17 protein-coding genes and 1 tRNA gene are annotated in these 14168 nt (G+C 56.4%); 5 read left to right on the top strand and 13 right to left on the bottom strand.

The features are described from left to right. Positions 1-74: 74 nt before the first annotated feature. The 12 genes from ACTU44_RS16095 to ACTU44_RS16040 all read right to left on the bottom strand — a co-directional run bounded on the left by ACTU44_RS16095 (position 75) and on the right by ACTU44_RS16040 (position 7275). A complete protein-coding gene (locus ACTU44_RS16095) occupies positions 75-341 on the bottom strand; it encodes a RebB family R body protein (RefSeq protein WP_114098417.1) in 267 nt (88 codons plus the stop codon). A gap of 59 nt (positions 342-400) precedes the next feature. Further along, positions 401-724 (bottom strand): RebB family R body protein, encoded by a 324-nt coding sequence (locus tag ACTU44_RS16090; protein ID WP_114098416.1) that lies wholly within the window; start codon positions 722-724, stop codon positions 401-403. 107 nt (positions 725-831) lie between these two features. Further along, entirely contained in the window at positions 832-1056 is a 225-nt protein-coding gene (locus tag ACTU44_RS16085) for a RebB family R body protein (protein ID WP_114098415.1), read from the bottom strand. Then, positions 1053-1370, bottom strand: a complete 318-nt coding sequence (locus ACTU44_RS16080; RefSeq protein WP_462095913.1) for a hypothetical protein — start codon at positions 1368-1370, stop codon at positions 1053-1055. Before ACTU44_RS16080 ends, ACTU44_RS16085 begins: the two co-directional genes overlap by 4 nt. Further along, a complete protein-coding gene (locus tag ACTU44_RS16075) occupies positions 1268-1567 on the bottom strand; it encodes a RebB family R body protein (protein ID WP_114098414.1) in 300 nt (99 codons plus the stop codon). Before ACTU44_RS16075 ends, ACTU44_RS16080 begins: the two co-directional genes overlap by 103 nt. Before the next feature lie 11 nt (positions 1568-1578). Further along, entirely contained in the window at positions 1579-1878 is a 300-nt protein-coding gene (locus tag ACTU44_RS16070; protein ID WP_114098413.1) for a RebB family R body protein, read from the bottom strand. A gap of 125 nt (positions 1879-2003) precedes the next feature. Continuing rightward, positions 2004-2339 (bottom strand): RebB family R body protein, encoded by a 336-nt coding sequence (locus ACTU44_RS16065; protein WP_114098412.1) that lies wholly within the window; start codon positions 2337-2339, stop codon positions 2004-2006. 236 nt (positions 2340-2575) lie between these two features. After that, a complete protein-coding gene (locus ACTU44_RS16060) occupies positions 2576-2899 on the bottom strand; it encodes a RebB family R body protein (RefSeq protein ID WP_068518667.1) in 324 nt (107 codons plus the stop codon). A gap of 230 nt (positions 2900-3129) precedes the next feature. Beyond that, positions 3130-4458 carry an RNA polymerase sigma factor gene (locus tag ACTU44_RS16055; protein ID WP_462095912.1) on the bottom strand — a complete coding sequence of 443 codons (1329 nt, stop codon included), beginning with the start codon at positions 4456-4458 and terminating at the stop codon, positions 3130-3132. 291 nt (positions 4459-4749) lie between these two features. Further along, on the bottom strand, positions 4750-5235 hold the full coding sequence (locus ACTU44_RS16050) for a hypothetical protein (protein WP_462095911.1): 486 nt from the start codon (positions 5233-5235) through the stop codon (positions 4750-4752). Then, the gene (locus ACTU44_RS16045; RefSeq protein ID WP_462095910.1) at positions 5235-6890 is read right to left on the bottom strand and encodes a hypothetical protein; all 1656 of its coding nucleotides are present in this window, start codon (positions 6888-6890) and stop codon (positions 5235-5237) included. Before ACTU44_RS16045 ends, ACTU44_RS16050 begins: the two co-directional genes overlap by 1 nt. Before the next feature lie 309 nt (positions 6891-7199). Beyond that, positions 7200-7275, bottom strand: a tRNA-Thr gene (locus tag ACTU44_RS16040). A 197-nt stretch (positions 7276-7472) separates the two neighbouring features. Between ACTU44_RS16040 and ACTU44_RS16035 the strand changes: the two genes are divergently transcribed. Beyond that, the gene (locus ACTU44_RS16035) at positions 7473-8249 is read left to right on the top strand and encodes a class II glutamine amidotransferase (RefSeq protein ID WP_114098408.1); all 777 of its coding nucleotides are present in this window, start codon (positions 7473-7475) and stop codon (positions 8247-8249) included. An 18-nt stretch (positions 8250-8267) separates the two neighbouring features. Here ACTU44_RS16035 and ACTU44_RS16030 read toward each other — a convergent pair whose 3' ends face one another. Further along, entirely contained in the window at positions 8268-9050 is a 783-nt protein-coding gene (locus ACTU44_RS16030) for a DeoR/GlpR family DNA-binding transcription regulator (protein WP_114098407.1), read from the bottom strand. A gap of 199 nt (positions 9051-9249) precedes the next feature. Here ACTU44_RS16030 and ACTU44_RS16025 point away from each other — a divergent pair, with 199 nt between their 5' ends. From ACTU44_RS16025 to ACTU44_RS16010, 4 genes are read left to right on the top strand one after another with little or no spacing between them, the layout of a single operon-like run. Beyond that, entirely contained in the window at positions 9250-10227 is a 978-nt protein-coding gene (locus ACTU44_RS16025) for an ABC transporter substrate-binding protein (protein WP_181850262.1), read from the top strand. Beyond that, positions 10227-11963, top strand: coding sequence for an ABC transporter permease (locus ACTU44_RS16020; protein ID WP_462095909.1), 1737 nt, complete (start codon positions 10227-10229; stop codon positions 11961-11963). Before ACTU44_RS16025 ends, ACTU44_RS16020 begins: the two co-directional genes overlap by 1 nt. Next, a complete protein-coding gene (locus tag ACTU44_RS16015; RefSeq protein ID WP_462095908.1) occupies positions 11951-13036 on the top strand; it encodes an ABC transporter ATP-binding protein in 1086 nt (361 codons plus the stop codon). The genes ACTU44_RS16020 and ACTU44_RS16015 overlap by 13 nt, the downstream gene beginning before the upstream one ends. Beyond that, positions 13036-14124: an MBL fold metallo-hydrolase gene (locus ACTU44_RS16010; protein ID WP_114098404.1), complete on the top strand. Its 1089-nt coding sequence runs from the start codon at positions 13036-13038 to the stop codon at positions 14122-14124. Before ACTU44_RS16015 ends, ACTU44_RS16010 begins: the two co-directional genes overlap by 1 nt. The last annotated feature ends 44 nt before the right edge of the window (positions 14125-14168 follow it).

Genomic DNA, 14168 nt, shown 5'->3' with positions numbered 1-14168 from the left:
CGGGGTATATGTGCGCGGGGCGTATAAACGCGCCGTTGCCGTGTTTAGTGCCTTGGCATCAGAACCATCGGTGCTCAGGACGTGCTGTCGCCGCCTTTGCCACCCATGCCGCCACCGGTACTGTCAAGGATCATGCGGCATGCGCTTGACGTGACGGCATTGCCAATCTGTTGCAGTCCGCCCTGGGTTTGCATGGCGTTTTGCATCGACAGACTGATGGAATGGGCCATCGTCTGATAGACAAGGCCCATGGCCTGTGCCGGTGCCTCGCCCAGAACCTTGACGTTGGTCTGGGTCACGGCGTCCGTGATTTGTGCATTTACAGGGGTGTTGTCTGCCATGTCACGCCCTCATATTTGGACCGTTGCCTGGCCGCAGAAAGACCGGGCAGGTCAGATGCCTAGCGGCGGGTTGCTGCCAAAATTACCAGAAGTGTCAAAAGCGTATCGGCATTGTCAGACCGGCCAAGCTTGGCGGTGGCCTGTGCTCCGGCCATGGTATTGACCGAATAAAGCTGCATCACGCCCTGATTGGTAGCGGCCTGCGAGCAGATCGATGCCTGTTGCTGGGCCTGAACCGCGTTCTGGAACAGGATGGATGTCGAATGTGCGGCACTTTGATAGATCGAGCCCATCGCATTGGCGGGCGCGGATCCAAGAATGCTGACCGAGCTTTGTGTAACAGCATCGGTAATCTGACCGTTCACCGGGGTTGGAATAGCCATGATATCCTCCGAAAAGGCGGTCCGGATGACCGCACATCTTTAGACGCGTATTGCAGGGATTTGTGATCTGTTTCGCGGGCCTTTTACCGTCCCGTGAAAAATGTGTCCTAACCCGCCTGTGCCGTAATCAGGGCGACAAGCTTTGATGTGGCGGTATTGACGACCTGTTGCATGTTGCCCTGGGTGAGTGTGGCATTTTCCATGGCAAGTCCCGTGGCATGCGAATGTGATTGCAATGCGATGGAAACCGCCTGGGCCGGACTTTCACCAAGCACCTTGACGTTGGTCTGGGTAACGGCATCGGTGATTTGTGGATTGACGATGTTGCTCATGGTTCGTCCTCTGTCGTTTCATCGTCTTCTTCGCCGGAACCGGAACTGCCATAATCGAAATGTTCCTTGAAGCCGGTTCCGTCGCCGATAAATCGCGGATCGAGCTTGCCATACCAGGGCAGATTGTTTTTACCGTCGTCCTGATCTTCGTCGTCGTCATCGTCAGGGTCGTCCGATCCGTCATCAAGACCCTCCGCGCCGCCATAACCGTCTAGGTCGGCGAGGGATCCTTTTTCTTCCTGGATGTACCACCCTGCGGAGCCGTAAAAAAATTTGGCTTGTTGTCCTGAACCGAAAGTGTGGCCTTTGCGCATTCCATGGTGGTGGCCAGACTTGCGACCGATTGCTGCTGCTGTTCATTGACCATGTTGGCAAACAGGATGCCCTGTGCCTGGGCCTGTGACAGATAGGACTGCATCGCCCCGATTGCCGGACCATTGGCAATGACCGAGGTGTTGGTCTGGGTCACGCTGTCGGTGATTTGTTCGTCGACTTCGTTTTGGGTGCTCATCGCAGTGATCCTTAATAGTTACGACGATTCATCAATTGCAGAACGCTTTGGGTCATGGTCGTCATGCCGATCATGGCGTTCTGCTTTTGGGCGGACACCATGTTCGCCATCAGAATGTTCTGGGACTGGGTCTGGCCCAGCATCGATTGCAAGGCGGCGTAACCCGGTCCGGCACCCAGTGTCGCGACATTGGTCAGTGCGACACAGTCCGTGATCTGATCGGAAACCGCACATTGATGCGGTTCGACCTCGGCGGCGAGTTGGGTTTGCTGGGAACTGTTGCCGTCTTGCGCTGAAGGTGTCGATGGCATGTCCGTCTCCTTGCCTGACCTGATTTGTACTTACCGGTATGACGCGGGGCTTTGAGGTTTGTGAAAGAAAAAGCCCGGCAAGCTTGCGCATGCCGGGCGGGTTCGGCGGCGAAACCAATATGGAATTACGACACGGACGTTCCGGTCGTTGCCTTGAGAGCCGACAAAAGCGAAAGCATGTTGTCGGGGACGTCGCTTGCGGCCAGCTTTGACGTCGCAACGGCACCAGCCATGGTGTCGACAGAGTAAACCTGAATGACGCCCTGATTGGTGGCTGCCTGCGAAGAGATGCCGACCTGTTGCTGGGTACTGACAGCGTTCTCGTAGAGAATGCCATGAGAATGCGCCAGCGACTGGTAAAGCGAGCCCATGGCCATTGCCGGCGCATCGCCCAGAACCTTTACATTGGCCTGGGTGACTGAGTCGGTAATCATGCCATTGACCGGAGTGTTATCAGCCATTGTGTATCTCCTGGTTGCCTAAAGAAGTGCCGGAAGGAAGTTGACCCTCGTGACCGGCCCTTTCCGCATGTCTTGCGGTCAGACTTTTGACGCGGCGCGCCCGGTGTTGTGACACAAAGCGCGGAAAAACTTCGGTGGGTCAAAGCCCGGTTTCCCAATAAAAATCGGGCGGTCGCCGATGGAAGCAACCGCCCGATTTGAGGAAGACCTGTGTGGGGGATACAGGGTGCCTGGTATCAGCTTTTGACGGCCTGAAGGGCGGTCAGAAGCGAAAGCATGTTGTCGGGAACATCGCTTTTGGCAATCTTCGAGGTCGCGACCGAGTCTGCCATCGTATCGACCGAATAGATCTGGATGACGCCCTGATTGGTGGCGGCCTGCGAGGTGATGCCGATCTGCTGCTGTGCGCTGACGGCGTTTTCATAAAGAATGCCGGTGGAATGTGCGAGGGACTGGAAGATCGAGCCCATTGCCATTGCCGGGGCGTCGCCCAGAACTTTCACGTTAGCCTGGGTGACTGCATCAGTGATCTGACCATTTACCGGGGTCGGAATCGCCATTGTAAAGTCTCCTTCGTGTGCTTGTGCTGTGTGCTGCTTGCTGTTGTGATCCTGACGGGGTTTCGCCGTCCCGTTTTCAGTCTAAAGACGTTGGCCCTGTTGGGTTGTGACGCGTCTTTTTATTTTATCGTCGGTTTTTTCAGTGCCCGTGGGGCTGTCCCCGTGTTTGTCCGGGGTTGAAAAAGGTTTGCTCGGTCCAGACCGGTTCTGATCGGTGCAGGGCAGACGGATTATTGAATGCCCGCCCCTCTGAGATGTTCGCGGGCCAGCTGGACGCGCTTGCGCACCGCGCAATTGCTTAATCCAAGGGCCTCGGCAATCTCGTCGTAACTGCGATCCTGAACGCATCGCATCAAAAGCGGTTTGCGCAATTTTTCATGCATCGCCAGAAGGGCCGTTTCCAGCTGGTCAAGTTGTTCACCTGCCAGATAGGATTCCTCGGGGCTTGGAATGATCGGCGCTGTCATCGGGGAAGCCGGGGTATCGGCGCTACCATGTGTTTCTTCACGATATTCGGCCTTGCGGCGGTTCTGGCGGTGCAGATCAATACAGGCATTATGGACAATCCGTGAAAGCCAGGCGCGGTGGTTGCGGATTTCGTCCATGGAATCTTCGAACTTGGTGGATGCCTTGACCATCGCCTCGGACAGCGCATCCTGCGCATCATCCATATTGCCCGACATCAGTTTCAGACACTGTTTTAAAAGACTGTCCTGCTGATCAATCCAGAGCGGCCAGAAATTGGGGGCGGCTGGTCCGGTATCACCGTCGAGATCCGGACCCGGATGCCGGGCGGGATTTGGCCACGCGTCTGATCGGCTATGGTCGGGGGCTCCCGTCGGGGAATGGGGCGGAATGTCGGTTGTGCCCGGCATGGGTTGGCGCAGATCCGGTTGAACAAGGCCGCCTGGCAGAAGCCCGCGCAAAACATCCATCGGGTTACTGCCCGATCCGTTAAAACCGGGAAGTGCGCCAGCAATGATATCTTCGGGGCGCGGGCCGATATTTGACGGTTCCAGTCCCGGGAAACCCGCAAGCGGGTTGAAATCGGCCGGATAACCGGGCGGGGGACTGTGTCGGGGGGGCGGTATTTCCGATTGCGCAGTCGGTATATGCATTTCTGTCGGATGGACAGGTGTTTGCTGCGCCTGACGTTCTGTCGCTGCTGCCAGATCGGCCGCCACCGTTGATCCAAAGGACATTTGTGTCGTGCGCTGGATAACCGATGCGGGATCAAGGGCAAAAGAAGATATCTCTTCGTTGCCATCGACAGTTTGTCTGTCCTGTCGGGCAGGGGACAGGGCCGGGCTCTTCCGGGTACCGAACTCGCCATCGTTGTCGCCCGCGCTGCAAGCTGCAGGGTCGGTTGTGCGAAGCCTGTCGAGATAGTCTTCGGCGATGCGCGCCCGTTGATCGGGTTTTAACCGCGACCAGATGGATGTGACGTTATCGCCGTCTGCCATCGCCTGACCCAAAGTTTGTTCAAGGCTATGAACGAAATGCAGCTCGACCTCGGTCAGACCTGCCTCTTCCTGTTGGTTGGTTTTTTCGTTCTGCACTATGGACCCCTCCAGTTGATAGATTGCAACCATAGGCTGTTTAAGTTATGCGGCCTTTATTATGACGTGAAAGCTAAGTGATTGTGAATAAAAGTTATAGTGCAATTATAGGTTGTGTAATGGTGCATATCCTTGCAGCCTGATTCTTCCGGCCCAAGAGAGTTTTAAGGCGCTTGTTTCTGCCTGATTGTGCGTTTCTTCCGAGCGCTGCTTTGTGTCGCTCTATCCACATTTCAGGCGCGCATCAGGGATGCCGGACCATCTTCCGGGTCCGCTCCGCTGTTATAGTGATCAACCTTTCTTTGGAGATCGTGAATTTCCGGAACTGTCTTTGCCTTTGGGCATCTTCGATGCTGTGGATTGATCCTGTGCCGGAAAGGCATCGGCAAGGGCAGCTTCGACCTTTTCTGAAAGCAATTGCATCCGCAAATCAATTTCGCGGGTAATGATGTTTCGAATTTCGCTGGCGATATCAAACATGATCTGCTGATCGCCATGAAGGTTCGCCTGTGATGACATTTGCGGAGCACCTTGTGCGGGATAACCGTTTTGCGGGATCGGGGCGCCGACCGGGGGGCGGGGGCTTGTGGCACCTGATCTGACCTGGTCGGTGTGGTTCGAAATCGTATAGCGTTGATCAAGAACCTGTTCACGGGCGCGCTCGGCGGCCTGTGTCATGGCTTTCTGCGTTGCCAGATATTCCTGATTGAAGGCCTTCCTGACCGCGTCCTTGCGGTCACTGGCCGTGGCAATATCCCTGTGCGCCTGATCCGACATCAGGTGCCTCCCTTGGTGCTGTTGTTATTGTCAGTATTGCTACTACTGCCCTTTGCTGCCCGGCCGGACGATTTGGCGGTCGCGTTGCCGGTGTCTGATGACCCGGATTTATCGGTGCTGCTGTCTGGATCGCTGGCAGCACCCTTGGTCGATGCATCGGCTGTCGGGCTGCTATCCTTGGATGTGCCGGTTTTGGCCGTGCTGGCGGTGGCGTCCGGCTTGGCGTCGGTTTGTGTCGTGATCGTCGCCGGATCGGTCAGGACAAAGCCATATTGCGCTAGATCACCTTCGTCCGGGCTTGTGGCCAGTCCTGTAAGACAGGTTTCAAGTCGGCCATTGCTGTTGGACACCATGCTTGCGGCCTTGCAGGCAGAGTTATCGCTCTGTCCGGCACAGGTCAGGATGGCGGTGGGTGTGCAGGTGCGCGCCTCGGTCAGAAGCTGTGCCGTGACGTTAAAGCCTGTTTCCTGATCATAGCGCACCAAAGCAACAAGGCTTGCCCCCTTGTCTCCTTCGCTGGGCGGTGTGATCTGAACCCGGAACGGAATGGTATAGTTGGGACCGGCCAGAATATTGCCGCCGACAATCGGGCTGGGCAGGGTGCCGGTATATTCAAACTGCACAGGGATCGGAGCGCGATCGGCAAAGATCAACCGGATCAGGGCAAGGTTGGGAACCGTGCCGCTTGCAATCGATCCCACCGATTGTTCAAGATGCAGGGCAAGCGGCCCGCCACCATAAACCGGAACCTCGGAAACCCGGTTCTGTGCGTCATCCTTGGCCGTGCTGTCAAACATCAGGGCGCGCAATTGCGATGGCGCCGATGTTGGTACCGAGACCGACAATTCAGATTGCGCATCCGCCGACTGACCGACCCGCAAGCGCCAGCCTTTCAGACTTTGCGGCAGATCATCAGCAACAAGCCGTGCGCCGACGGCAGTTTGCGCACTTGTCCGCCCCGCCGAAAGTGGATGGCCCTGTGCCATCGAAATTGTCCAGTCGGGGTCACCGGTTGCGTCCGATGTATTACCGCTCAGGCGGGGCATTGACGTTCTGAACATGTCATCGGCAATTACCGGTCCGTTCAGATCGGTGCTGCTGCCATCACGATTGGTGATCGTCACCCCCCACTGCGCCTGTGTCGAGGTTTCGCCAGTCGATGACGTGTCAAAGAACGGATTATTCATTGCAGGTGCCTCGCTGTTAGACGGTTTGCCGGGCGGGGAATTTGTCTGGGCTGTCCCGGCGATCACGCTGGTCGGGTCCGGGATGGCATCGTTGAAATTCGGGCGCGGGGTGGTCGAACCGGGGCGACCCGGATCGTCGAACAGAAATCGTTGAATGATTTCAAAGGCCGTTTCACCGGGTTGGGACAGACCCGCGTCCTGATTTGCCGGATGTGACGGGGATGATGCATCCGCACTTTGCGGCGACGTGCCCAAAAGGCCGAATTCGTGGCACAATGCCGTCATGATATCGAGTGCAGCCTGCGGTTCGTTAAGCGGACCCTGATCAAGCCCGTCCTGGGCCTCGACCGGTTCAGTCAGGCCGTTCTCGGCTACTGCCGGGCCTGCTTCATGCAAATTCGCACTGCGATCAGTTGTGCCTGATGCCGGTTTTGTCTGATCGGGTTTGGGCGCGTCACTGTCTGTCATGCATGCATTCCCCAGTGTTGCCCCTGCAGCGGGTCTTGTGCCGGATAAACGGCCACCATCTATCTGCAAGGATTTAAACGGTTCCATGCATTCAGACGTGCAGGGCCGGGGAATGTGACAAAGATTGCACTTTTGCGGGGAAACGGGGCTGATTTCTGCAATTTCGTAAATCAGTCGTAATCAACGGCAGAAAGCCGGGATTTTCTTTTGGATGAGGAGCTGGTTTACGAATATTCGTAAACGTCAGAAACACAAAACCCGCCGAAGATGCAGTAAACTGCGTCTTGGCGGGTCTTGGGTTTTACAAAATGGTGCTGGTGATAGGATTTGAACCTACGACCTACGCATTACGAATGCGCCGCTCTACCAGCTGAGCTACACCAGCACGATTCATTTTGTGGCGCGGAAAATACGGACAATCACCGGGCTTGGCAAGTGCTTTATTGTTCTTTTTGCCCACAAGCGGCTGCGGCGCAGCCATACCTTAAAATCAGGGCAGGAAGACATAATATCACATTGACCACGCTGTAATTATACGGCTTAGATGTGCGCCGTCCGAATTCGCGCATTGGGGGGCAGGATATGTGCCGTTGGCTAAGTTACGTTGGTGATCCGGTTTATCTCGAAAAGCTGGTCTTTGAGCCGCGCCATTCACTGGTCGAGCAAAGCCTGCATGCCGAACAGGCCAAAACACCCACCAACGGGGACGGCTTTGGCATTGGCTGGTACGACGAACGCCCGACACCGGGGCTTTATCGTGAAATCCTTCCGGCCTGGAATGATCCGAACCTGCGCGCATTGGCCCATCATATCCGTTCGGGTCTGTTCTTTGCCCATGTCCGGGCCTCGACCGGGACGCATACCAGCCGCACCAATTGTCATCCCTTCGCGCACAGCAATTACCTGTTCATGCATAACGGCCAGATTGGCGATTACCCGCTGGTGCGCCGGTCGCTCGAAGGCATGATCGAGGACGAATTTTACGAAGGCCGTCAGGGATCAACTGATAGCGAGCTGATCTTTTGCCTGATGCTGACACTTGGCCTGAAAGACGATCCGCATCGCGCCATCCGCCGCACGATTGAGGTTGTCGAAAATGAAATGAAGGTACGCGGCGCGACCGCCCCGTTCCGTTTCACCGCCTGCCTGTCCAATGGCAAAAGTGTCTGTGCCATCCGGCATGCCAGTGACGACAAACCGCCATCACTTTACTGGCGCAAACGCGACGACCACGTGATTGTGGTCTCCGAACCGCTTGATACCGAAACCGCAAGCTGGACGGCGGTTGCGCCGAACCACACCCTGCATGTCGAGGGTGATCTGGTCGTGACCGAGGACGCGACACTGGCCTGTCATTAAGCCATTGCGTGCCAGAACTTACGTTACAACGACAATCTGACTGCGTGCCTTGACCAGTGCGCGTTGCAGGGCGTCGCCCGGTGCGGTGTTTAAAAGAACCGTTTGAAAATCGCTGGCATGGCCGTCGCGGCAGAGCGCCTTGCGGCCAACCTTTTTCTCGTCGATCATCAGGATCGCGTGATCGCAACAGCTTACAAGCGCGCGGCGTGCGCGGACTTCATCCATGTTGAAATCAAGCAGATCACCGTCATCCGTCATACCGCCGACACTGACAATTCCGTAATCGGCGCGAAGCCCCCCAAAGAAATCAGCACTATCCGCCCCGATGATATCAAGATCACGGGTGCGCACCGTGCCGCCCGCGAGCCTAAGTGTGACGTTTGGCGCATTTTGCAATGTCAGGACCACATGCAGGTTATTGGTCAGCACGGTCAGATTGCGGTGCGATGATAAATGCTGGGCGGCGAGTTCGGCGGTGGTGCCGGTGCCGATGGCAATCGTGCAGCCCTCGGGGATCAGTTCGGCGACCCTGGCGGCAATCGCCATCTTGCCCGACCGGTTCCACACTTCGCGTTTTTCATAGGCCGAGTTATCGGGATCGGGTGCCGGGCCCGCCAGCCCGTGACGGCGAAACACACGCCCCTGTTCCTGAAGATCGCGCAGGTCGGTGCGAATGGTCTGGACCGATACATTGAACCGGCGTGCAAGTTCCTCGACCGCCATAAAGCCACAGGATTTAACAAGGGTGACAATGCGGTCACGGCGACGGTCAAGCGGCACGGGATCAGGAATTTCTGACACTATTGTTTCTTTCGTTCGAAAGTCGCGGTTTCGTTTGTGTCGTGATTATAAACAGGCCAGATTGCGGCTGGAAAGGCCGGTATACCTATTGAAACAATTAATTCTTGGTGTTGTCACACAACTGTTATCGAAATCCATATAGCTTCCGGGTCGAAACGTTTTCGAACGAAACCTTATTTTCGACCAAGGGATGCCGATCATGCGTAACGTTCTTCTTGCTGCTGTCGCGACTGCTGCGATGATGCTGCCGGTTGTTGGCCAGGCTGCTGAAAAGCTTGTTGTCTATACCAGCCAGCCTAACCAGGATGCCCAGACCACCGTTGATGCCTTTATGGCTGCCAACCCGGATATTGAAGTTGAGTGGGTCCGTGACGGCACCACCAAACTGATGGCGAAACTGCGTGCCGAGATTGCCGCAGGCGACCCGCGCCCGGATGTTCTTCTGATTGCTGACACCGTAACGCTCGAAGGCATGAAACAGGAAGGTCTGCTTCAGGCTTATAAATCGGCCGAAGCCAAGTCCTATGAAGACGCGCTTTACGATGCCGAAGGCTATTACTATTCCACCAAGCTGATCACCACCGGTATTGTTTACAACACCGCGGCAAAGGCACCGACTTCGTGGACGGATCTGTCGAATGCAGATGCGAAGAACAAGATCGTCATGCCAAGCCCGCTTTATTCCGGTGCGGCTCTTATCCATCTTTCGACCCTGACCGAGAACAAAGATCTGGGTTGGGATTACTATCAGGCACTGGCCGCCAACGAAGCCCGCGCACAGGGCGGTAACGGTGGCGTCTTCAAGGCCGTTGCATCGGGCGAGAAGCCGTATGGTGTGGTTGTCGATTTCCTTGCCATCCGTGGCAAAGCCAAAGGTTCGCCGGTTGATTTCGTCTTCCCGAAAGAAGGCGTAACCTATGTGACCGAGCCGGTTGCAATCATGAAAGACGCCAAGAACGTTGATGCTGCGCACAAGTTCGTTGACTTCGTTCTGTCTGATGCGGGTCAGAAGCTGGTTCTTGATATGGGTTATATCCCGGCCCGCAATGACATGGCCCTGCCAGAAGGCTTCCCGGCCCGCAAGGACATCAAACTGATGGACTTCAACCCGGCTATCGCTCTTGAACAGGCAGAAGCGAACAAAAAGAAATTCGCTGACATCTTCGGGGCTGAGTAATGCAGGCTACAGGTCGCCTTCGTGGCGCTCTGCCTGGCATCATGACCAGATCCACAGGCAACCGGTCTTCGGACCGGTTGCTTTACTGGTTGCTGTTGCCGGTCTTTGTGATTTCCATTTTACCGATTGTCCGGCTTGCCTTTGAGGGCGTTTTTGTCGGTGGTGTGCCGTCGCTTGATTATTTCCGGGATGTTCTGGGATCGGGCGCAACATGGCAGGCAACCGCCAACAGCCTTTATACGGCCGGTCTTGGGACGATCATTTCGCTGGTGATTGGCGGGGCATTTGCCTTTCTGGTCGCGCTGACCGACGTGCGCGCCAAGGCCGCACTGGTATTCTGTTTCATGATCCCGATGATGATCCCGCCGCAGATCACGGCCCTGAGCTGGGTTCAGCTGACCGGGCCAAGCAGTGCGCTTTTAAACGCCTTTGGCATCGCACCACCCATGGGATCGCCACAGCCGCTTTATTCGGCCGAGGGTATTGCGCTTTTGCTGGGGATCCAGCATGCCTCCATCGTGTTCCTGACATTGCGCGCCAATCTGCGCATGATCCCGAGCGAACAGATCGAAGCCGCCCGGCTTGCCGGTGCGCGTGGCGGGCGCTTGTGGTGGCAGATCATTTTGCCGCTGACCAGTCCGGGGCTGATTGCCGGAACGGCGATGGCCTTTGTCACGGCCCTTGGCAATTTCGGCATTCCGGCGATGCTCGGTATTCCGGCCAATTATCCAACCTTGCCGACCCTGATTTATCAGAAACTGGCCGGGTTCGGCCCGTCAGTTCTGGGCGAGGTATCGGTTCTTGCCATGCTGATCGGGGCGATTGCAATTTGTGGTGTCGCCATCCATCACCGGCTGCTTGCCAACCGTGATTACCGTCTGATGGGGATGGTCGGGCGTCCGCTTGATATCCGGCTGGGGGCGCGGCGTTCATTGATTGAAACTGTTCTTTGGGCGGTTCTGATTGCCATTCTGGTGGTGCCGTTAATGGCGCTAATTGCCACGTCGCTGGTTCCGGCATTTGGTGTGAAGCTTAATTTCAGCAATTTCAGCTTTGATGCCTTTAACCAAGTTTTGTTTGTTCAGCCTTCGACGATCCGTGCCTTTCATAACAGCTTCATGCTGTCGGTGGGCGCGGCGATGACGCTGGTTCTGGTCTGTTTGCCGCTGGCCTATGTGATGGTGCGCAAACCTTCGAAACTGACCAAGCTGATCAATCTTCTGGTCGAAGTGCCCTATGCGCTGCCCGGTGTGGTTCTGGCGATTGCCTGTATCTTGCTGTTCATCAAGATCCCGCTGATCGAGATCAGCCTCTATGGCACGCTGGGCATTATCTTTATCGCCTATCTCGCACGTTTCCTTGTGATTGCGCTGCGCCCGGTGATGAACAGTTTCACCCAGCTTGACCCGGCTCTTGAAGAAGCAGCCCAGGCCTGCGGTGCCGGTATCTGGCGGCGCTTGCGTGATGTGTTGTTGCCGCTGGCGGCACCATCGGCGGCAGCCGGAGCGTTGCTGGTGTTCCTGACCGCGTTTAACGAACTGACCGTTTCGGCCCTTTTGTGGTCGGCGGGCAATGAAACGCTGGGTGTTCTGATTTTCAATCTTGATGACAGTGGCGACACCGTTCTGGCCTCGGCCGTGGCGGTTCTGGTCGTGCTGGTTGTGATCGCGTTGATGAGCTGTTTTCAGCTGGCTTCGCGTCGTTTGCCCAAGGGAGTTGTGCCATGGCAGACATAAATCTTTCGCGCATTACAAAATGCTTTGGTGATTACCGTGCCCTTAATCAGGTGTCGCTTGATATCGCCGATGGTGAATTCGTCGCCCTGCTTGGCCCGTCGGGCTGTGGCAAAACGACGTTGCTTCGATTGCTTGCCGGATTTGAAGAACCCGATGACGGGCAAATCTCAATCGGCGGGCAGGCGGTTGCCGATCCTGCCAACGGTCTGATGGTCAGTCCCGAAGACCGCAATCTCGGCATTGTGTTTCAATCCTATGCCCTGTGGCCGCACATGTCGGTCGCCCGCAATGTCGGTTATCCGCTTGAAGTGCGTGGCATGAACCGTGTCGAACGTGATCGCCGCATCTCTGAAGCGCTCGATATCGTCGCCCTTGGTCCCTATGCGGATCGCAGTCCTGCCGAACTTTCCGGCGGGCAGCGTCAGCGTGTGGCACTCGCACGGTGTCTGGTGATGGAACCACGTGCGGTGCTTCTGGACGAGCCGCTGGCAAACCTTGATGTGCATCTGCGTGAAACCATGCAGCAGGCGTTTCTTGATTTCCATCGTCGTACCGGGGCGACGATGATCTACGTGACCCATGATCAGGCTGAAGCGATGGCAATGGCCGACCGGATTGCGGTGATGGACAAGGGCCATATTCGCCAGATGGCCGCCCCTGAAACGCTCTATCGTGAACCTGCCGATCATATGGTGGCGGGTTTTGTCGGGGCCGGGTCGGTCCTGCCGATAACCGGTGTTCAGGTCGAAGATGGCGGGACATGTTCAGTCAGGCTGGGCGATACCCGGATTGCCGCGCGCGTTTGTCCGAAACTGGCCAATAGCGGTCATATCAACGGGCAGGCGGGGTTGTGCCTGCGTCCCGAAGATGTCTGGGTCGAAGACAGTGCGCCCTTGCGTGGCAAGGTCGAGGATTGCGTTTATCTGGGCGGGCGGTTCCGTTTGTCGGTCCGGATTGATGACGACCACACCTTGCCGGTTTATGCCAGCCGCCGTGCCAGGGTTGGCGAACCGGTCGGGCTTAAAGTCGCCGACGGATGGGTGTTTGACCGGCTAGCAGGTGAGGTTGCCTGATGTCTGCCCGCATGCGTGTTCTTTCCGGGCTTGGCGAAAAAGGCCCGGCCTGTTTGCGACTGGAATTCTTTAACCGGCGCTGGATGCTTGATTGCGGCGTCGGCCCGGAAAGTGATCAGGGTTTTGATCCGGCATGGCTTAACAAAGTTAACGCCGTTTTCATTACCCATGACCATGTCGACCATATCGGAGCTGCTGACGAGATCGTGGCGGCTGGCCTTCCGATCTATTGTACCGAAGTTACCGCACGATCCTTGCCCAAGGGGGCAAATGTCATTCCCTTGCCGCCCTGCGGGGAAATTCAGGTCGATGGTGTTACGGTGACCACCGGGCGTACCGGTCATTCCTTCGGCGGGGTGTGGTTGCATTTCGAACTGGGGGGCGGGTTGCTTTATTCCGGCGATTTCTGTCAGGAATCCGATTACTTCCTGTATGACAGTCCCCCGGATGCCGCGACTGTGATGCTTGATGCGTCCTATGGCATGGAACAACTCAGCCAGCAGGTCCGGATTGACAGTCTTCTGACCACCATGACCAAGCTGGATGGCCAAATCCTGTTTCCTGTGCCGCCAAGTGGCCGGGCTGCGGAAATGGCGCTTTTGTTTGAAAGTCACGGCCTGACCGACTGGTCGATGGATGATCGCTGCTATGGGCAGGTCAAGCAGGTGCTTGATGCCCATGGATCAGATTATGTGAATGCCGATGCCATCCGGCGTCTGCGTGGGCTTAAGGACAAGGCAAAGCATTTCAATCCCGATGCCCGGTTGCTGTTATGTCATGCACCGTGTGCGACCTATGGCAAGGCGCGCGAACTGATTGATAAATGGCGTGATGCCGGACGACTTGGGGCAAGTGCCCATGTGATCTTTACCGGCTTCATGCCTATTGAAGCCCGCAAGATGGTCGAAAAGGGCCATGCGCATTTCCGGCGCTGGAACGTTCATCCACTGGCACGTCATGTCATTGAGCTCGCCAATCAGTGTCACGCCATGCAGGTGGTCCCGCTTTTCAATAGTTGTCCCGAGGATTTTGGTCTTGTCGACGGGTTCGACGGGCGGCTACAGCTTGCTGATCGGTTCTATTTGTAATGGGTTGCGATCCATTTCGATATTCAAACGGGTGATGCCTGATC

It is taken from the genome of Thalassospira sp. SM2505 (genome assembly GCF_054901115.1).
The sequence above is the reverse complement of the archived record's forward strand: the minus strand, read 5'-3'. Positions and strand labels throughout refer to the sequence as shown.

What these genes read in the sequence shown, in the direction of transcription:
- ACTU44_RS16095 (WP_114098417.1), bottom strand. Translation starts at nt 341, where the DNA reads ATGGCAGACAACACCCCTGTAAATGCACAAATCACGGACGCCGTGACC.
- ACTU44_RS16090 (WP_114098416.1), bottom strand. Translation starts at nt 724, where the DNA reads ATGGCTATTCCAACCCCGGTGAACGGTCAGATTACCGATGCTGTTACA.
- ACTU44_RS16085 (WP_114098415.1), bottom strand. Translation starts at nt 1,056, where the DNA reads ATGAGCAACATCGTCAATCCACAAATCACCGATGCCGTTACCCAGACC.
- ACTU44_RS16080 (WP_462095913.1), bottom strand. Translation starts at nt 1,370, where the DNA reads ATGCGCAAAGGCCACACTTTCGGTTCAGGACAACAAGCCAAATTTTTT.
- ACTU44_RS16075 (WP_114098414.1), bottom strand. Translation starts at nt 1,567, where the DNA reads ATGAGCACCCAAAACGAAGTCGACGAACAAATCACCGACAGCGTGACC.
- ACTU44_RS16070 (WP_114098413.1), bottom strand. Translation starts at nt 1,878, where the DNA reads ATGCCATCGACACCTTCAGCGCAAGACGGCAACAGTTCCCAGCAAACC.
- ACTU44_RS16065 (WP_114098412.1), bottom strand. Translation starts at nt 2,339, where the DNA reads ATGGCTGATAACACTCCGGTCAATGGCATGATTACCGACTCAGTCACC.
- ACTU44_RS16060 (WP_068518667.1), bottom strand. Translation starts at nt 2,899, where the DNA reads ATGGCGATTCCGACCCCGGTAAATGGTCAGATCACTGATGCAGTCACC.
- ACTU44_RS16050 (WP_462095911.1), bottom strand. Translation starts at nt 5,235, where the DNA reads ATGTCGGATCAGGCGCACAGGGATATTGCCACGGCCAGTGACCGCAAG.
- ACTU44_RS16045 (WP_462095910.1), bottom strand. Translation starts at nt 6,890, where the DNA reads ATGACAGACAGTGACGCGCCCAAACCCGATCAGACAAAACCGGCATCA.
- ACTU44_RS16035 (WP_114098408.1), top strand. Translation starts at nt 7,473, where the DNA reads ATGTGCCGTTGGCTAAGTTACGTTGGTGATCCGGTTTATCTCGAAAAG.
- ACTU44_RS16025 (WP_181850262.1), top strand. Translation starts at nt 9,250, where the DNA reads ATGCGTAACGTTCTTCTTGCTGCTGTCGCGACTGCTGCGATGATGCTG.
- ACTU44_RS16020 (WP_462095909.1), top strand. Translation starts at nt 10,227, where the DNA reads ATGCAGGCTACAGGTCGCCTTCGTGGCGCTCTGCCTGGCATCATGACC.
- ACTU44_RS16015 (WP_462095908.1), top strand. Translation starts at nt 11,951, where the DNA reads ATGGCAGACATAAATCTTTCGCGCATTACAAAATGCTTTGGTGATTAC.
- ACTU44_RS16010 (WP_114098404.1), top strand. Translation starts at nt 13,036, where the DNA reads ATGTCTGCCCGCATGCGTGTTCTTTCCGGGCTTGGCGAAAAAGGCCCG.